The organism is Lentzea sp. NPDC036955 (assembly GCF_055608005.1).
Genome location: NZ_JBVJRC010000001.1, coordinates 1,067,149 through 1,084,280, shown reverse-complemented (window position 1 = coordinate 1,084,280; position 17,132 = coordinate 1,067,149). Strand labels below are relative to the sequence as shown.

At 70.9% G+C, this 17,132-nt stretch carries 17 protein-coding genes; 5 read left to right on the top strand and 12 right to left on the bottom strand.

The genetic code is table 11. The annotated features are described in order from the left end of the window. Window positions 1-15 precede the first annotated feature (15 nt). Window positions 16-654, top strand: coding sequence for a MerR family transcriptional regulator (locus tag ACZ7CF_RS04975; protein ID WP_458433646.1), 639 nt, complete (start codon window positions 16-18; stop codon window positions 652-654). 128 nt (window positions 655-782) lie between these two features. Here ACZ7CF_RS04975 and ACZ7CF_RS04970 read toward each other — a convergent pair whose 3' ends face one another. From ACZ7CF_RS04970 to ACZ7CF_RS04960, 3 genes are all read right to left on the bottom strand, one after another. Then, entirely contained in the window at window positions 783-1,322 is a 540-nt protein-coding gene (locus tag ACZ7CF_RS04970) for a GNAT family N-acetyltransferase (protein ID WP_470368861.1), read from the bottom strand. 202 nt (window positions 1,323-1,524) lie between these two features. Beyond that, window positions 1,525-2,781 carry an HRDC domain-containing protein gene (locus tag ACZ7CF_RS04965; protein ID WP_470368860.1) on the bottom strand — a complete coding sequence of 419 codons (1,257 nt, stop codon included), beginning with the start codon at window positions 2,779-2,781 and terminating at the stop codon, window positions 1,525-1,527. A gap of 70 nt (window positions 2,782-2,851) precedes the next feature. Next, a complete protein-coding gene (locus ACZ7CF_RS04960) occupies window positions 2,852-3,568 on the bottom strand; it encodes a response regulator (protein ID WP_015099292.1) in 717 nt (238 codons plus the stop codon). A 294-nt stretch (window positions 3,569-3,862) separates the two neighbouring features. Here ACZ7CF_RS04960 and ACZ7CF_RS04955 point away from each other — a divergent pair, with 294 nt between their 5' ends. Beyond that, window positions 3,863-4,969, top strand: coding sequence for a dipeptidase (locus tag ACZ7CF_RS04955; protein ID WP_470368902.1), 1,107 nt, complete (start codon window positions 3,863-3,865; stop codon window positions 4,967-4,969). A 156-nt stretch (window positions 4,970-5,125) separates the two neighbouring features. Here the strand turns inward: ACZ7CF_RS04955 and ACZ7CF_RS04950 are convergent, their stop codons facing one another. Then, window positions 5,126-5,671, bottom strand: a complete 546-nt coding sequence (locus ACZ7CF_RS04950) for a DUF3000 domain-containing protein (RefSeq protein ID WP_229813237.1) — start codon at window positions 5,669-5,671, stop codon at window positions 5,126-5,128. 83 nt (window positions 5,672-5,754) lie between these two features. Between ACZ7CF_RS04950 and hemE the strand changes: the two genes are divergently transcribed. The 3 genes from hemE to hemQ are packed head-to-tail and all read left to right on the top strand — an operon-like array spanning window position 5,755 to window position 8,941. After that, entirely contained in the window at window positions 5,755-6,798 is a 1,044-nt protein-coding gene (gene hemE / locus ACZ7CF_RS04945; RefSeq protein WP_458433644.1) for a uroporphyrinogen decarboxylase, read from the top strand. Further along, the gene (gene hemG / locus ACZ7CF_RS04940) at window positions 6,798-8,225 is read left to right on the top strand and encodes a protoporphyrinogen oxidase (RefSeq protein ID WP_360399144.1); all 1,428 of its coding nucleotides are present in this window, start codon (window positions 6,798-6,800) and stop codon (window positions 8,223-8,225) included. The genes hemE and hemG overlap by 1 nt, the downstream gene beginning before the upstream one ends. Before the next feature lie 23 nt (window positions 8,226-8,248). Next, window positions 8,249-8,941, top strand: a complete 693-nt coding sequence (hemQ, locus tag ACZ7CF_RS04935; protein ID WP_360399141.1) for a hydrogen peroxide-dependent heme synthase — start codon at window positions 8,249-8,251, stop codon at window positions 8,939-8,941. Between the two features lie 57 nt (window positions 8,942-8,998). On the opposite strand, the gene ACZ7CF_RS04930 is transcribed toward hemQ, so the two are convergent. From ACZ7CF_RS04930 to ACZ7CF_RS04895, 8 genes are all read right to left on the bottom strand, one after another. Beyond that, a complete protein-coding gene (locus ACZ7CF_RS04930) occupies window positions 8,999-12,079 on the bottom strand; it encodes a S8 family peptidase (protein ID WP_470368859.1) in 3,081 nt (1,026 codons plus the stop codon). A gap of 176 nt (window positions 12,080-12,255) precedes the next feature. Next, window positions 12,256-12,627, bottom strand: coding sequence for an SCO6045 C-terminal-like domain-containing protein (locus ACZ7CF_RS04925; RefSeq protein ID WP_470368858.1), 372 nt, complete (start codon window positions 12,625-12,627; stop codon window positions 12,256-12,258). Further along, window positions 12,620-13,438: an MbnB/TglH/ChrH family RiPP precursor modification enzyme gene (locus ACZ7CF_RS04920; protein ID WP_470368901.1), complete on the bottom strand. Its 819-nt coding sequence runs from the start codon at window positions 13,436-13,438 to the stop codon at window positions 12,620-12,622. Before ACZ7CF_RS04920 ends, ACZ7CF_RS04925 begins: the two co-directional genes overlap by 8 nt. After that, window positions 13,438-14,262, bottom strand: a complete 825-nt coding sequence (locus ACZ7CF_RS04915) for a TIGR04222 domain-containing membrane protein (RefSeq protein WP_470368857.1) — start codon at window positions 14,260-14,262, stop codon at window positions 13,438-13,440. The genes ACZ7CF_RS04920 and ACZ7CF_RS04915 overlap by 1 nt, the downstream gene beginning before the upstream one ends. Further along, window positions 14,228-15,046, bottom strand: coding sequence for a TIGR04222 domain-containing membrane protein (locus ACZ7CF_RS04910; protein WP_470368856.1), 819 nt, complete (start codon window positions 15,044-15,046; stop codon window positions 14,228-14,230). The genes ACZ7CF_RS04915 and ACZ7CF_RS04910 overlap by 35 nt, the downstream gene beginning before the upstream one ends. An 88-nt stretch (window positions 15,047-15,134) precedes the next feature. Beyond that, complete coding sequence (locus tag ACZ7CF_RS04905) at window positions 15,135-16,019, bottom strand: TIGR04222 domain-containing membrane protein (protein ID WP_470368855.1); 885 nt, start codon at window positions 16,017-16,019, stop codon at window positions 15,135-15,137. Between the two features lie 265 nt (window positions 16,020-16,284). Beyond that, window positions 16,285-16,707 (bottom strand): peptide-methionine (R)-S-oxide reductase MsrB, encoded by a 423-nt coding sequence (gene msrB / locus ACZ7CF_RS04900; protein ID WP_360399123.1) that lies wholly within the window; start codon window positions 16,705-16,707, stop codon window positions 16,285-16,287. Window positions 16,708-16,792: 85 nt separating this feature from the next. Continuing rightward, window positions 16,793-17,083, bottom strand: coding sequence for a hypothetical protein (locus ACZ7CF_RS04895; RefSeq protein ID WP_360399120.1), 291 nt, complete (start codon window positions 17,081-17,083; stop codon window positions 16,793-16,795). Window positions 17,084-17,132: the final 49 nt, after the last annotated feature.

The following is a 17,132-nucleotide window of genomic DNA, read 5'->3' as shown; positions in this document are numbered from 1 at the left end:
AGTTACACTATCCATATGCGTGTTGGCGAGCTTGCGAAGCGAAGTGGCGTCCCGGTACCGACGATCAAGTACTACCTGCGTGAGGGACTGCTGCCGGCCGGCGTGCTGACCAGCCCGAACCAGGCGCACTACGACGAGGAGCACCTCCGCAGGCTCCGGCTGGTGCGGGCGCTGGTCGACGTCGGCGGCCTCTCCATCGCGGCCGTGCGGGAGGTGCTCGCCGCGGTCGACACCCGTGACGACTCACTGCACAACAAGCTCGGCGCCGTGCAGGAGGCCATCAGTCAGCCGGGTTCGGTCGAGCTGGACCCACTCGCGGTGCGGGACGTCCAGTCGTTCTTCGCACGGCACGGCGAGACGGAGTGCGCCGACGTCGCGGAGAGCAACGTGACCCGCATGCTCGCCGCCGCCCTGTCCGCGGCCCGGTCGGTCGGGCACGACCACTTCGAGGAGCTGCTCGACCCCTACCTGGAGGGGATGCGGCTCATCGCACGGGCCGACCTCGAGTACATCGCGCGACGCGGCTCCTCCGACGCGGTCATCGAGGCGATGGTCGTGGGCACCCTCATCGGCGACGCCGTGATCAAGGCGGTGCGCCGGCTCGCGCACGTGCAGGTGTCCCGCGAGGTGATCGGCGACGGCTTCGACGGCTGAGCTCCGGTAGCTCGCGCAGCCGATATATCAGTTGCCCACGCAGCTACGCATCCAGCCCGGACGCCGCTGACCTGCACCCTTGCAATGAGTCTTTTGCGGACGTCGTCAAAAGACTCATTGCAAGGGTGTCAGCGTGACTGCAGAAGTAGCTGCCAGCGGACCTCGCCGTCGTGCAGCTCGCCGGTGGCGGTCAGCCCGGCCGACGCAGCCACCTTGGCCGACGCGTGGTGCTCGGGGTGGACGTGCGCGACGACGGTCCGCACCGGCTGCGTGCGCAGCCACTCGACGAGTCCGCGCGCTGCCTCGCTCGCGATGCCACGGCCCTGCCACGGCGTGCCGACCACCCAGGCGATCTCGGCTGTCGCGTCGGCCGCGGTGACCGTCGCCTGGGCGGTGCCGGTGAGTTCGCCGGTCTCACGCAGCCGGATCACCCAGTTCAGCCACCGCACGTCCGGATCGGGCGATCCCGCGACCAGCCGCCGGTACCGCGCAGCAAGCTCGTCCGGTGCGTACGGGGTTCCGCCGATGAACGCGTGCAGCGCCGGGTCCGCCAGCACCTCGGCCATCTCCGCGGCGTGCTCGACGCGCAACGGCACCAGGTCCAGCCGACCCGTGCGAATCTCCGCGCCGACCTGCGAGCTGCCGTCCTTCGTCACGCGGCTGATCATCCCTGACCACACCCCTTGCAACGGGTCTTTTGCGGTCGTCGTCCAAAGAGTCATTGCAAAAGTGCAGGTCAGTGGCAGCTCAGAACTGATATATCGGGTGAGGTGCATGCCTGACTGGCTGCGGGCGGGTCGAGCAAAGACCGGGGCGGGCCAGCTGCGGCAGTACTTCGTGCGCAGCCGGCCCGTCCCGGCGACAGGATGGTCAGGACGCCGGCGGGGGTGCTGTCGCGGTGAGGGCCTTCGCCAGGGCTTCGAGGGTCAGCCCGACCTGCCACGACCGCGCCCCTCCCTCGCGCAGCACGGCGGCCACGGACTCGGGGGACAGGTCGGCGGGCGGCTGCCAGCAGGTGCGGCGCACCAGGTCGGGCAGCAGCAGGTTCTCCACCGGCAGGGTGTTGGCCTCGGCGATGGTCGCGAGTGCCGCGCGGGCGGCGGCGAGCCGGGCCGCGGCGTCCGGGTCCTTGTCCGCCCAGCGGTTGGGTGGGGGAGGGCCGTCGTGCTGGCCGGCGGGTTCGGGGAGCTCCGCCTTGGACAGCGCCGAGGCGCGTCGCAGGGCGTTCATCCAGGTGCCGGACATCCGGCGCTGGGCACGGCCGCGGAACACCGGGAGCGCGAGCAGTTCGGCTTCCGATGCGGGGTTGCGGGCGGCGGCTTCCATGAGGGCGGAGTCCGGGAGGACTCGGCCTGGAGCGATGTCGCGTTCGCGGGCCACGGCGTCGCGGGCTTCCCACAACGCGCGGACCAGCGCGAGCTGGCGCTGGTTGCGCACGCGGTGGATGCCCGACGTGCGCCGCCAGGGGTCGGTACGGGGGCGCGGCAACGGCGCCGTCCGTACCGCCTCGAACTCCTCGAGCGCCCAGGCGAGCTTGCCCTGGCGCTCCAGCTCGGCTTCGAGAACGTTGCGCAGCTGCACGAGCAGCTCCACGTCCAGAGCGGCGTACGTCAGCCAGTCGGCAGGAAGGGGGCGGCGCGACCAGTCGGCCGCGCCGTGCCCCTTCTCCAGCCGATAGCCGAGCAGCCGCTCGACCAGCGTGCCCAATGCCACGCGTTCGAACCCAGCCAGCCTGCCCGCCAGCTCGGTGTCGAACAGCACGCCAGGTCGGAGCCCGAGCTCGGCGAGGCACGGCAGGTCCTGGGACGCTGCGTGCAACACCCACTCGGTGCCCTCCAACGCCTCCACCAGGGGGTCGAGCCGTCCGCCGAGGGCGATCGGGTCGACCAACCAGGTGCCGGCGCCTTCCCGGCGCAGTTGCACCAGATAGGCACGCTGTGAGTAGCGGTAGCCCGAGGCTCGCTCGGTGTCCACCGCGACCGGGCCCTCCGCCCCGGCGAGCGCGTCAGCGGCTCGCCGGAGCGCAGAAGGATCGGCGACCACCGGCGGAACCCCATCAGCAGGCTCCGTCAGCGGTACCGGACCGGGTCCGGCTGGTGCGGTTGGCTCGTCGGCGGGTACATCCACAGCGGAAGACCCTACGACGATCGCACCACTCACAGGTGTTCTCGGCCGGTTCAGTGCTTCAAACCGGTGTCTAACGGATCACGCCGGCACGCATGGCCAGCGCGACCATCTGAGCGCGATCCCCGGTGCCCAGCTTCCGGCCGATCCGCGACAGGTGAGACTTCACCGTCAACGCGGACAGGCTCAGAGCCTCGCCGATCTCCTTGTTGCTCTGGCCATCGGCGACCAGCTGGAGCACCTCGACCTCACGTGCGGAGAGTTCCCGCGGCGTGTTGTCGGTGCCCGGCACCCGAGTACCCGCTGCGAGTACTGGTGCCACGCTCGGATCTGCGTAAACGCCGCCGTCGAGAACCCTGCGCACCCCGTCGGTGACCACCATCGGAGAGGCGGACTTCAGGAGGTACGCCTGGGCGCCCGCCTGGAAGGCCGACCTGACCGCGTAGGGGTCGTCGGAGGATGCGAGGACCACGATGCGGGGCCAGCCCTGGGCACGGAGCTCCGTGACCAGGTCGATGCCGGTGCCATCCGGCAGGCCCAGATCGAGGATCGCGAGGTCGCACGGTCCGGTTGCAAGTGCCCGCGCCCGAGCCTCTGCCACCGATGCGGCCTCATGCACTGTCCCGGCTCCCATTTGGGTGAGCCGAGCTGATATCGCCTCCCTCAGCAGTGGGTGGTCGTCGACCACCAGCACTGAAAAAAGCTCTTCCCGCGGGTGCGGGACCATGTTCGCCGGCAACGAGCCGGCTGGCGTGGTACGAACGGCCTGACCTAAGCCGACGGCAGCCACGTCACTACCTCCCTGGAGTCGGTCGTGCCCCCCGACCGGCACCGGAGACTTTCGTCCAATCAGCCGCGCCACTGATCGACCGAAAGTGGTGTCGTCTGGGGCAGCGTAGCCGCCCATGCGGGTCTACGGGACGATCAATCGGGTATCTATCCCTATTGAGTTGTGACAGATGGCCTCATGTGTCACACGATTGGATGACAACTGGATAGGGGGTGTAACGCGGACCCCTTCCGGAACGACATCTAGGAGTTGGTTGTGCCGAGTTCTGCCGGTCGTGAACGAGCGCGGGCATTGCTGCAGCGTGTGCCCCTCGTCGACGGCCACAACGACCTCCCGTGGGCACTGCGCGAGTTCGGCGAGGGAACCGGCGAGGACGTCTTCACGACCGCCGCCAAGATCGATCTGACCGAACGTCATCCGGACCTGCACACGGACCTCGTGAAAATGCGCGAGGGCGGTCTGGGCGTGCAGTTCTGGTCCGTTTGGATTCCCGGCAGGCTCGCCGGCGACGGAGCTGTGACCGCCGTGCTGGAGCAGGTCGAGCTCGTCTACGAGCTGGCGGAGCGGTATGCCGGCCACCTCGGGATCGCGACCACCGCGGCCGAGGCCGAAAAAGTTTTCTCCTCCGGGCGTGTCGCGTCACTCCTCGGGGCTGAGGGCGGACATTCCATCAACTCTTCACTCGGCGTCCTGCGCGCACTGCGCCGCCTGGGTGTCCGGTACATGACGCTCACCCACAACGACAACACGCCGTGGGCTGACAGTGCCACTGACCAGCCGGAACACGGCGGGCTGACCGAGTTCGGCCGTGCGGTCGTGCGCGAGATGAACCGCATCGGCATGCTTGTCGACCTCAGCCACGTCGCGCCCAGCACGATGCACGCGGCGCTCGACACGAGCGTCAAGCCCGTCATCTTCAGCCACTCGTCGTGCCGCCACGTCGCGGACCACCCGCGCAACATCCCGGACGACGTCCTCGTGAAGCTCAGGGACAACGGCGGTGTGGCCATGATCACATTCGTTCCGGACTTCGTGTCGCCCCGTGTCGCTGAATGGGACGCAGCCCTTCGTGACGCGATGACGGCCGCCGGCGCGAGCCACGCCGACATGGGCGAGCGCAAGACGTTCAGCGAGGAGTGGGTCCGGGAGCACCCGAAGCCGGGCGCGACGCTCGACGACGTCGTCACGCACCTGGAGCACGCCCGCGAGGTCGTCGGCATCGACCACCTCGGCCTCGGCGGCGACTACGACGGCGTGACGGCGCTCCCGCAGGGGCTCGAGGACGTCTCGACGTACCCGAACCTGCTCGGCGCGCTGCTCGACAAGGGCTGGTCCGAGGACGACTGCACGAAGCTCGCCGGCGCGAACGTGCTGCGTGTGTTGCACGACGCCGACAACTGATCGTTGCAACGGGCGAGCTCGCCTCGCCCGCATGCAGCTAGCTCACCTGCTGTTTTGCAACTGGTCTTTTGACGACGACCGCAAAAGACCAGTTGCAAGGGGTGCTGCGGGCGCGCTGATATATCGGTGGGAACGTCGGGTGGTGTACCGGGTAGGTCAGGAGCGCTGACCGAACATGGTCACGCCGACCGGGGGCAGGCCCACGGCCGTGGCCATCAGCTCGTAGAACGCGGTGCCGTGCTCGGCGAGCTCGCCGTCGAGGGCGGTCCACGAGGCGCGCAGCTCCAGGTCGTCCGTGCGGGCCGGGCCGGCGATGTCGCCGAAGCGGGCCGAGGACGTCTGCGTCACGGTGCCGCCCAGCGCGGTGAACCGGGCACCCGACTGCTCCAGCGCCTCCGTCAGCCACGACCACCCGACCTCGGGCAGCAGCGGGTCCGACGCCAGTTCGTGGTCGAGCTCCACGCGCACGTAGGCGACGACGCGGAGCACGCCACCCCACGCCTCGTCGCCGTCCGGGTCGTGCAGCAGCACGAGCCTGCCCGTCGACAGCTCGTCGGACGGGCCGGTGACCTCCGCTGTCAACGCGTACGCCCAGGGCGCGAGCCGCTGCGGCGGTCGAACCTCGGTGAGTTCGATCTCGGGCCTGTGGCGAACCGACTTGAGCGTCCCCACCGCCCGGCGGAAGATTTCCGGCTCGGTCACGCAACTGACTGTATGCCTCGCAAACCGACCGAGTGACGGCGGCACGCCGAGACGTGGGACCATGGAGGAAAGAGAGAGATGGCTTGACTGTGTCTGATTTTGCGCAACCCCTTCTCGTGGCCGCGCGTGGCGGCACCCCGTCGCACACCCCTGTCTGGTTCATGCGGCAGGCGGGACGGTCGCTGCCCGAGTACCGGGCGCTCCGCCAGGGCACCGCGATGCTCGACGCCTGCATGGACCCGGAGATGGTCTGCGAGATCACCATGCAGCCGATCCGGCGGCACGGCGTGGACGGCGCGATCCTGTTCTCCGACATCGTGGTGCCGCTCAAGGCCGCCGGTGTCGACCTCGACATCGTCGCCGGCACCGGGCCCGTCGTCGCGAACCCGGTGCGGACGCTCGACGACGTGAACGCGCTCCCGCAGCTGCACGCCGAGCAGGTCCAGCCGGTCGCCGACGCGATCGGGCTGCTGCTGAAGGAACTGCCCGCCGAGGTCGCCCTGATCGGGTTCGCCGGCGCGCCGTTCACGCTCGCCTCCTACCTCGTCGAGGGCGGGCCGAGCAAGAACCACGAGCGCACCAAGGCGCTCATGCACGGCAACCCCGAGCTGTGGCACGCGCTGCTCGCGAAGATCGCCGACATCACCGCGGCGTTCCTGCACGCGCAGCTCGACGCGGGCGTGCAGGCCGTCCAGCTGTTCGACTCGTGGGCGGGCGCGCTGTCCGAGCGCGACTACCGCGAGTTCGTGCTGCCGCACTCGAAGCGGGTGCTGGAGACGATCAGCACCGTGCCGCGGATCCACTTCGGCGTCGGCACCGGCGAGCTGCTGCCCGCGATGCGCGAGGCCGGCGCGGACGTCGTCGGCGTCGACTGGCGCCTGCCGCTCGACGTCGCGGTCGAGCGGCTCGAGCGGGCCCACCCCGAGCTGCCCAAGCCGGTGGTGCAGGGCAACCTGGACCCGGCGCTGTTCTTCGCGGGCTTCGCGGCCGTCGAACGCGAGGTGCGCCGCATCCACGCCGAGGGCAAGGCCGCCGCAGGCCACATCTTCAACCTCGGCCACGGCGTCCTGCCCGACACCGATCCGGAGATCATCACCCGGACCGTCGAACTGATCCACAGCTTGTAATGAACGCAAGAGCACCCAGGGTCGCCGTCGTCGGAGGTGGCATCTCCGGTCTCGCCGCCGCGCACCGGCTGCGGATGCTGCTCGGGCCCGACGCGCGGATCACCGTCATCGAGCAGTCCGACCGGCTCGGCGGCAAGCTGCGCACCGTCGAGCTCGCCGGGGTGCGGTTCGACGTGGGCGCGGAGGCCTTCCTGCACCGCAAGCCCGAGGCGCAGGAGCTGATCGACGAGGTCGGCCTCACCGGCCGGGTGGTGCACCCCACCGGCGCCAAGGCCACCGTGCACGCGGCCGGGCGCACGCACCGGCTGCCCGCGCACACGTTCATGGGCGTCCCGGCGAGCGTCGAGACCGTGCGGCACCTGCTGTCGTCCGAGGGCGCGCTGCGGGTCGAGATGGAACCGACGCTGCCGCCGGTCGACCTGCGCGGCGGGGACGTCGCGGTCGGCGCGCTGATGAAGGACCGGTTCGGCCCCGAGATCGCCGACCGGCTCGTCGGACCGCTGCTCGGCGGCGTCTACGCGGGCCGCGCGGACGAGCTCGGCCTGCGCGCCACGATGCCGCAGATCGCCACCCTGCTCGACAAGGGCGTCGGCTCACTGCTCGCCGCCGCCGCGATGATCATGCCCGCGCCGCCGCAGCCCCGTGCCGCGCGGCCGCCGGTGTTCGCGAGCCTCGACGGCGGTGTCTCCTCCCTCGTCGACCGGCTCGCCGAGGTCGCCAGGCCCGAGGTGCGCCTGGGCCTGCCGGTGCGCGTGCTGTCGTGGCTGGGCGACGGCTGGCGGCTGGAGATCGGCTCGGCCGCGACCCCGCAGTACCTGGAGTGCGACGGCGTCGTGCTCGCCGTGCCCGCGCCGGCGTCGCGCAAGCTGCTCGCCGAGATCGCGCCGCAGGTGTCCGCCGCGTACGGCAAGGTCGAGGTCGCCTCCATGGCCGTGGTGGCGCTCGCGCTGCCGCCGGGCACCGAGCTGCCGGACCGCTCCGGTGTGCTGATCGCGGAGGGGGAGCGGTACTCCGACCGCATCACCCCGTTCACCGCCAAGGCGTTCACGTTCTCCAGCCGCAAGTGGGGCCACCTCGGTGAGCCGGTGCTCCTGCGCGGCTCGGTCGGCCGCCACGGCGAGACGGCGCTGCTGCAGCGCAGCGACGCCGACCTGGTGAAGGCCGTGCGCAACGACCTGTACGAGCTCACCGGCGTCAACGCCACCCCGGTCGACTCGGTGGTGCAGCGCTGGGGCGGTGGGCTGCCGCAGTACGGCGTCGGTCACGTCGACCTGGTGGAGGCGATCGAGAAGGGCATCGGCGACGTGCCGGGCCTGGCCGTGGCGGGCGCCACCCTGCACGGCGTGGGCGTGCCCGCGTGCATCGCCACCGCAGACTCGGCCGCCGCCCGTGTCGCAGCCCACCTGCTGGGCCGCGTCCGGCGTTGAGCGGCGCGTGCCAAGATGGACGTATGGCGCGCCTGAACTACAACGAGCTCAACGACACCATCCGCTACACGATGTGGTCGGTGTTCCGGGTCGAACCCGGCAAGCTGCCCGAGGACCGCAGTGCCGCCGCCAGCGAGACCCAGAACTACCTGGATGCGTTGGAGGGCAAGGGCGTCGTCGTCCGCGGCGTCTACGACGTGGCCGGTCTGCGCGCCGACGCGGACTTCATGATCTGGTGGCACGCCGAGGAGATCGAGCAGGTGCAGCAGGCCTACACGGGCTTCCGCCGCACGCCGCTAGGCAAGGTCTCCACGCCGGTGTGGTCGCAGGTCGCCCTGCACCGCCCCGCGGAGTTCAACCGCAGCCACATCCCCGCGTTCCTCGCGGGTGAGGAGGCGCGCAAGTACATCTGCGTGTACCCGTTCGTGCGGTCCTACGAGTGGTACCTGCTGCCGGAGGAGGACCGCCGCAAGATGCTGGCGGACCACGGCAAGGAGGCCCGCGACTTCCCGGACGTGCGCGCGAACACCGTCGCGTCGTTCGCGCTGGGCGACTACGAGTGGCTGCTCGCGTTCGAGGCCGACGAGCTGCACCGCATCGTCGACCTGATGCGCCACCTGCGCGGCACCGAGGCGCGGCTGCACGTGCGCGAGGAGATCCCGTTCTACACGGGCACCCGCGTCCCGGCGGCCGAGCTGGTGCTCAACCTCCCGTAGCCCTGACGACGACAAGGCCGCCCGGAGCACCTCCGGGCGGCCTTTCGCGTCACCCGGCTACTGCGCGGCCACCCGGTAGGCGCGGATGACCGTCAGCTCGACGGTGCCACCCTTCGCGTCGACCGCAGTGGCCCTCAGCGAGGCCCACTTCGCGTCCGCCGGGTGGTGAACGAGCGCACTGGTGCCGACCACCCCCGCACGACGCCACGACGCGCCGTCGTCGAACGAGTACTCGACACCGGTGATGCGCACCGCGCCAGTGTCGCCCTGCGACTGCGTGAGCAGACCGAGGCGCTGCAACGTCCCGGCGGGCACGGCGCCGTTGGCGTCGAGCTTCGGAGCGAACCGCACGACCGACAGCGGCAGCACCGAACGCTGCTCACCGGTCGCCTTGGACCTGAACGTCCACCTGCCCGACACCCGCGTGCTGAGCTCGAACCGCGAGCCGCGGTCGAGGCTCATCTCGGCGCGGTAGTCCGCCTCACCCGCGGGCAGGCCCTCGAACAGGCCACCGCTCTGCGGCAGCTCACCGACCAGGGTGCCCTCCCGGTACAGGGCCGTGCGTGCGCTGTCCACAGTGGACGTGCCACTGCCGTGGTTGCCGTCGCCCAGCATCGGCACGCCGAAGTAGAGCTCGTCCCGCAGGCGTTCGGCGAACGGGTACGGCGACTCCGGCAGCGCCGGCGAGAACACCGGCACGACCTCGCGCTCCTGGTGGGTGCGGCCGGATGCGTAGGTGCGCGGGCCGGAGATGACGCGTTCCTGCGCGCCGTTGGCGTGCTGGGTGCTCACGACGGACTGCCAGCGCAGGTCCTCGGTGGTCAGGTAGTCGACCGCCTTGGCGCCGGAGGGCACCGGGTAGAGCGCCGAGGAGCCGCTGAGGCCGTGCACCGTCAACGGGAACTCGCCCTTGGTCGCCGTGCTGCCCGGCTTCAGGCCACCGATGGCGGTCTCGACGCGCGCGAGGTCCTCCTTGCGCGGTGTGCGGGTGAGGCCGGTGGGCAGGCTGCCGCCGACCGGGTAGGCGAGCCGGTAGTAGGTCGCCGGGTCGGCCGCCGAGTTGGCGTGCAGGGCCGTGAGCGACGAAAGCTCGCGCGGCGGGAGCGGACCGCCGATCTGCGCGGCCGCCACCCCCTCGAAGCCGCCGAACGAGAGGATTCCTGCCCCGACCGTGCGGTCGCCGTACGTGCGCTGCCAGCTAAGCTCACCGACGACGAACGAGCCGGGCGGTTCCGGTGCCCGCACGTCGATCCGCTGCGCGAGCCGGGCGTCCTGCCGCACAGTCAGGTCGCCCGTCACCGCCACCGTCGGGTGGAGGAGCACGTCCAGGTGCTCCGGGGTGCTGATCGACGAGTCGAGCACGTAGGTGCCCCTGGGCAGCCGGATCTTCTGGTCACCGGCGCCGACGAGCACCTTGAAGCCGGTGGAGTCGAGGCCGTCGACGAACGTGATCGAGCTCGCCGGGTCCTGCCCCTCGCGGTCGGTCAGGTCGACCGTGAGGGTGTACGACTCGACCTCGCGGTCGATGCCGACGAGAGTGCGGACGGTGTGCGAGCCGGAGGTCGCCACGACCACGCCGGTGTACGTGCCGTCCTTGCCGCCGACGCGGGTGTCGCCGGTGACCTGCACCGCCGCCGTGCCCTTCGCGGGAACGGTGACCCTGGTGGCGCCCAGCGTGAACATGCCCGCCGGAGCGGTCGTGTCGATCCTGAGGTCCAGCGTGACCGGCGCGTCCGTCGGGTTGGTGTAGGTGACCGGCTTGGTCTCCGGTTCGTCGTCGGCGTGCGGCCACTCGTGCCGGCCGAGGTTCAGCGCGACGACGTCGGCGGTCAGCACCTGCTCGACGGCCTTCGCCACGTCGATGCGGCCGGCGCCCTGGTCGAACGCGCTGACGCCGGCGGCCGGCCTGGCCGTGGTCGCGAGCGCGGACTTCACTTGGGCGGGCGTCCACTCCGGGTGCTGCTGGCGCAGCAACGCCGCCGCGCCCGCCACGTGCGGGGTCGCCATCGACGTGCCGCTGGCGGCGACGTGCTCGCCGTTGGTGCCCGCGGCCGCCGCGACGATGTCGACGCCCGGCGCGGTCACCTCGGGCTTGAGACCGCTGTCCCCGGTGCGCGGGCCCCTGCTGGAGAACGGCGCGAGCTTGTCGTCGCGGTCGACGGCCCCCACCGAGAGCGCGGCCTCGGCCGTGCTGGGGGAGCCGACCGTGCCCGTGCCGCCGGAGTTGCCCGCGGCGATGACGAACAACGTGCCGTACCGCGCGGTCAGGTCGTTGACCGCCTGCTCCAGCGGGTCGACCTCCGGTGTGTCGCTGCCACCGAGGCTCATGTTGACCACCTGGGCGCCCTGCTCGGCCGCCCAGCGCATGCCGTCGAGGATCCACGACTCCTGGCAGCCGGACTCGACGCACACCTTGGCGTCGAGCAGCTGCGCGCCGGGTGCGACGCCGCCGTACTTCACGTCGTGGCTCGCGACGGTCGCCCCGACGTGCGTGCCGTGGCCGACGTTGTCGGTGTTGTCCGGGTCGGTGGTGAAGTTCCGCTCGGCGACCTGCTGGCCGCGGAGGTCGGGGTGGTTCTCGTCGACACCGGTGTCGACGATGGCGACCTTCACGCCCTTGCCGGTGATGCCGCGCTGGTGGGCCGCGGGTGCGCCGATCTGCCGCACGCTGCGGTCCAGGACCGGCTTGCGGATGCCGTCGAGCCAGACCTTGGCCGCACCGGACCGCAGCGCGCCCCAGTCGCCGGTCGTGCGCGCGCCCAGCCTGGCCCGGCCGTCCACGACCAACGGCATCCGGTCCCGGTAGCCGAACTCCAGCAACGTGGTGACGTCGAAGAGCCTGCGGTCGAGCCGGTCCGCCGCCAGCGGCCCGATCGCGTCGCCGGGGACGACCAGGGTGTGCCCGTCGGCACCGCGGTGCGTCCGGAACGTCATGTCCTGCCTGCCCTCGCCGGGTTGGATGCCGAGCACCCGCTGCCCCGCGCCGAGCAGCACCCTGTCACCGGTGACGAGAGTGACCTCGTCAACGGCCTGGGCGGGCTGGTTCCCGGTCGGTGCCGCGGTGGCAGCGGTGGCCGGCAGGGCGGTCAGGGTGAGCGCCGCGAAGGCGGCGCCCAGCACTTTCGTTTTGCCGCGCATTCGAATCCCCTCGTGGTTCGAATTGCTGCGCGCTGTGGTCCGCGCAGGCCGGAAGGCCTTCCGCGGAAAAGCGAAGGCAAGGCGAAAAAGGTCCCCCGACGCTTTCGAACGTATCGAGGGTGGCCCGGATCACACAGGGCTGAACGGGGTATTCTCCTGCGGCTTCTCCGTGCCCGTCAGCGCGACCGCCAGAACTTCCAGCGCGACCTGGGCGGCGCCTGCAGCTCACCGGCGGCGCGCAGCCAGTCGGCGAACGCGGCGGCGTCCTCGCGGGCCCGTGACCCCGCCTTGCGGGGGTTGGCCAGCGCATACCGGTCGAAGAGCGGCCGGAACCGGTCGCCCAGCTCGTGTGCGACCTCCGGGCCCAGCATCCGCACGATGCCCCGGCGTTTCGCGAGCAACGCGCGCCGTTCGACCTCAATGCGTCGTTCGTCGAACCCCGCAGGTGCGGGGGTGTCCGTGAGCAATGCATTCAACAGTTCCGCCTGCTGCGCGGCAAGCCTTTTGCGTGCAGCCGAAGCGTCAATGTGGTCGTGTTTCTCAGTCACGGTGTTTGTCCACCACCGCGCGGATAGCGGTCAGCTCGGACGAGATTTCGGCGTCCGACGGGTAGTTGTCGTCGCGTTCGAGCAGAACACCGGGAGGCGCGACGCGCGAGCACAGCTCGTCGAGCACGTCGAGCACCTCGGGCAGCACCGCGTGGGCGTGCGTGTCGTGGTAGATGTCGCCGTGCTGCTCGCCGCCGGCCACGTGCACGTACGCCAGGCGCTCCAGCGGGATCTCGTCGAGGAACCGCTGCGGGTTCGTGCCGATGTTGCGGGCGTTGGCGTAGAGGTTCGCGACGTCGACGAGCAACCAGCAGTCGGTGCGCTCGACGAGCTCGGCCAGGAACTGGCCCTCGGTCAGCTCGCCGTCCGGCCACTCCAGCAGTGCGGCGACGTTCTCCAGCGCGAGCGGCACCGGCAGGTGCTCCTGGGCGCGCTTGACGTTCGCGACGAGCACGTCGAGCGCGTCCCTGGTCCGCGGCACCGGCATCAGGTGCCCCGAGTCGAGCCCGCCCGCGCGCACGAAGCACACGTGGTCGCTCACCAGCGGAGCACCGACGGCCTCCGCGACCGACGCGAGGTGCTCGACGCGCTGGAGGTCGACCTCCTCCGCGCCGCCCAGCGACAGCGACACGGCGTGGGGGAGCACCGGGATGCCGCGCTCCAGCAGGATCGTCACCGACTCCGGCAGGTGGCCGGTGTGCAGGTTCTCGGCGACGACCTCCACGAAGTCCACGCCGGGCAGCCGTTCCACGGTCAGGTCGATCTCCGACCGCCAGCCGATGCCGACGCCCAGGTCCTTGATGACCGCCATCAGCCGCCTCCTCCGCCACCGCCGCAGCCACCACCGCCGCAGCTGCTGCCACCACTCGACGAACAGCCGCTGCCGCTCGAAGCGCATCCACTGCTACCACACCCGGCACCACAGCTGCCGCACGACGACCCGCCGCGGTCCGGAGTGGACTTCTTCAGGTGGCCCTTGCGCGGCAACATCCGCACCACGCTCTGCGACAGGCCGAAGAGCCCGGCGACCGGGCGCCCGTCGACCTTCCCGCAGAACCCGTGCACCGCCACCGCGTGCACCCGGTCGTGCGCGGTGGCGTGCAGGAGGGCCTGCCGGCCCGCCTTGGTGAGCGGCTCGCGGCCACGGGCCCAGACGACCAGCAGAACGGCGACCGGCACACCGATGAGGAACATCGGCGAGGACACGACCCCGAGCAGGAGCAGGGCGGCGGCGAGCACGAGGTAGGTCCACCAGGCGTCACTGCGCCGGCGTGACGGCTGCATCAGCCGCCGCGCCACCAGGTACCGGTGCAGCGCCTGCGCCTCCGGGCTGAACGCGGCGGACTCCACGACCAGCTCGAACCGCACGGCGGTGCTCAGCTGGTCGAGGACCTGCCGTTCCAGCGACGTGGTCGCGGCCTGGCCGTCCTGGCGCACGGCCGTCACGAGCCCGTCGCGCGACACCCGGACCGCGCCGGTGTCGACCAGCCGGGCCAGCGCGGTCTCCGCGGCCCGGCCGGGTCCCGCCGTCAGGTACCCGATCTCCTCCGCGGACAGCCGGGTGCCCTGGGGCGTCGTCGTGGTCATCCGGTCTTCCCCCTCAGCTGCTGGAGCCGCAGCTGCTCGAACTGCCACAGCTGCTGCTCGAACTGCTGCAACTACTGCTGGAACTGCTGCTGGAACTGCTGCAACTGCTGCTGGAGCTGCCGCAGCTGCTGCTGGAACCGCCGCAGCCGCTGCTCGAACAGCCGCTGCCGGAACCGCAGCCGCTCCCGGCGCAGTTCGACGCCGCGCCGCAGGTGTAGACGTAGCCGGACCCGGCGGTGTAGTGCCAGCCACCGTTGTCCGAAGTGGACCGCCTGCTGCGCTTGCCCGGCGTGAGACCGCGGGTCGCCACGGTGTGCGGCCGGCTGAGCATGTTGTGCCGTGCGTACTTCAGCACGGTGCTGCCCAGGGGCGTCAGCGGGCCCCTCCTGCGGACCAGGAACGCCAGGAACGCCGTCAGCGCGGCGAACACCCAGAACACGTGCTCGGCGAACCCGATGCCGAAGAACAGGACGGTCATCAGGATGCAGACCACCTGGAGGCCGGTGGACCCGCTGACCTTGCGCCGCCGCAGACCCCGGTCGACCAGGCTCTGCTGCAGCGAGGCCATCTCCGGGCTGCGGGCGGCCCACGCCACGACCGAGCGCATCGGCTGACCGGCACCCTGGACCCCGGCCAGGACCTTGGCCTCGATCCGGGTCGTGGCGCCGTAGCCGTTCTGGTGGACGGCGGTCACGAGCCCCTCGCGGGAGACCCGCACCAGACCGCCGTCCATCAGCCGGGCCAGTGCGGCCTGCGCCGCCCTGTCCGGTCCCCCTGCCAGGTACCCGATCTCCTCTGCGGACCAGTCGGTCCTGGTCGAAGACTTGGCCATCAGCACTCCCCGTTCCACTGGTGCCGTCGCACCTTCGACGTGGAATCCGCTGCTCGGTTCCTCTCGTTACCCGAACGGCACCGTGGGCTCAGCAGCCGCCGCCGCCTCCGCCGCAGCCGCCCCCGCCACCGCCACCGCCGCAGCTGCTCCCGCCCGAACACGAGGAGGAGCTCGACGAACACGAACTGCCACCGGTGTAGCCCGCCGACGTCCCGGCCGGTGCGGCGAGCAACGAGCTGCGCACAGCGAGGTCCGGGTAGAGGGCGAGGCCCCCGAGGGCGACCAGCGCGGCCGCGCCCACGAAGGTCGCGTGGTCCGGGCTGGCCTCCCCTCCCCTCGAGGTGCGGGCGGCGTCGAGAGCACGATCCCCCTTGGTCGTGCGCACGAGCTTGCCGCGCCGCGTGACGAGGAAGAGCAGCAGGAGGGTGAGGACCAGCTGCAGCGACAGCCAGCCGACCGGCGCGTCGATCGCGATGCCGTTGACCCAGCGCACCACGCCGACCGCGAACAGCAGCCAGAACAACACCGATCCGTTGCGCCGCGCGCTTTTCGCGGCCTCCGGGCGGATGAGGAGACCCATGTCCTCGAGGCGGCGGCCGATCGAGGTGACGGCGGGGTCGCCGGTCATCGTCAGGACCAGCAGGGAGACCGTGCGGTTCTGGTAGCGCCGGCTGTCGGCGAGCACGGCGCGGTCCACGGGGTTGCGCGACTGCGCGGAGCTGGTGGCTTGAACGGCGCCACGGCGGGAGACCCTGAGCTCACCCGCGGTGAGCAGGCGGGCGATGGCCGTCTCGACCACGCGCCGCGGACCGCCCACCAGGTAGGCGATCTCGTCCACGTCGAGCAGGCGCACGGGCTGGCTCCCACCGGCCCGTGCGCGCGCCCGGAACACGATCGCGACCAGCACGGCCAGTGCCAGCCCGATCCAGTAGAGCTGGAGGAACTCCGGTCCGGACAATCCCCAAGGCCTCATGCGACCCACCCCCTGACTGCCCCCAAGACCCTGCTTGGGTGACGTTCATGGTGTGGTCCGCGCCACAGGCTCACAAGGCTTGTTGACGAAGCCTTAGGGTTGCCCGCTCCCGGTCGCGGTTTCCGCCCGTGGGCGGGGAACGCGGCTCAGCTGGAGGAGCCGCCGTCGACCCCGCTGGAGCCCTCGCCGTCGGTGCCGAACTCGGTGAAGATCATCGCGCCTCCCAGGTTCTGCCCGGCCGTTCCGCCGGACCCGGTCCAGTCTCCTATTCGGACGGAACGAGTTTCAAGGAGACGGAGTTGATGCAGTAGCGCTGGTCCGTCGGTGTGGGGTACCCCTCACCCTCGAAGACATGCCCGAGGTGGCTGTGGCACGTGGCGCAGAGCACTTCCACGCGCTTCATGCCGAGCGTCCGGTCCTCGCGCAGGATGACCGAGTCGCCCGCCAGCGGTGAGAAGAACGACGGCCAGCCGCAGTGCGAGTCGAACTTGGTGTCGCTGCGGAACAGCTCCGCGCCGCACGCACGGCACTCGTAGACGCCCTCGGTCTTGGTCTCGACGTACTCGCCGCTCCAGGGCCGTTCGGTGCCGGCCTGCCGCAGCACCGCGAACTCGGCGGGGTTGAGCTGGGTGCGCCATTCCTCTTCGGAGCGCACGATCTTGGGAGTGGTGCCGACAACAGGTTCCATGACCCTTTATAACGCCGCGGCGGTCGCTGGGCTTCCCGGCGGGGGCATCGAGGGGCGCAGGCGTAAGACCCCGTTAAGGACTGGTTCAGAAGATGATGGCGATGATGTCGCTCAGCGCGAACCAGATCGTGAGCACCACGCCGAGCAGGATCAGCCCCACGACGAACACGGCCACCAGGCGCTGGTGGCCGGTCGTGCGGTTCGCGGAGTCGGCGAAGTCCTGCACCCCGTCCAGGTAGCCCTCGACGGTGTAGCCGGGGCGTTCGCGCTTCATCCGGTCGAGGTGCGCGGCGAACGCCTTCGTCTCCGGGTCCTGCGGGTCGAGGCCGATCAGCTCCTCCTGGATCTGCTCGCGCTCGTCCTTCGAATCGCCCATGACCACCAGCTTAGTGGCTGAGGGCCGGGTTCCACCGGTGCGAAGCGGT

Coding starts and splice junctions, on each gene's coding strand:
- ACZ7CF_RS04975 (WP_458433646.1), top strand. CDS start 16: ATGCGTGTTGGCGAGCTTGCGAAGCGAAGTGGCGTCCCGGTACCGACG.
- ACZ7CF_RS04970 (WP_470368861.1), bottom strand. CDS start 1,322: ATGATCAGCCGCGTGACGAAGGACGGCAGCTCGCAGGTCGGCGCGGAG.
- hemG (WP_360399144.1), top strand. CDS start 6,798: ATGAACGCAAGAGCACCCAGGGTCGCCGTCGTCGGAGGTGGCATCTCC.
- hemQ (WP_360399141.1), top strand. CDS start 8,249: ATGGCGCGCCTGAACTACAACGAGCTCAACGACACCATCCGCTACACG.
- ACZ7CF_RS04930 (WP_470368859.1), bottom strand. CDS start 12,079: ATGCGCGGCAAAACGAAAGTGCTGGGCGCCGCCTTCGCGGCGCTCACC.
- ACZ7CF_RS04920 (WP_470368901.1), bottom strand. CDS start 13,438: ATGGCGGTCATCAAGGACCTGGGCGTCGGCATCGGCTGGCGGTCGGAG.
- ACZ7CF_RS04910 (WP_470368856.1), bottom strand. CDS start 15,046: ATGGCCAAGTCTTCGACCAGGACCGACTGGTCCGCAGAGGAGATCGGG.
- ACZ7CF_RS04905 (WP_470368855.1), bottom strand. CDS start 16,019: ATGAGGCCTTGGGGATTGTCCGGACCGGAGTTCCTCCAGCTCTACTGG.
- msrB (WP_360399123.1), bottom strand. CDS start 16,707: ATGGAACCTGTTGTCGGCACCACTCCCAAGATCGTGCGCTCCGAAGAG.
- ACZ7CF_RS04895 (WP_360399120.1), bottom strand. CDS start 17,083: ATGGGCGATTCGAAGGACGAGCGCGAGCAGATCCAGGAGGAGCTGATC.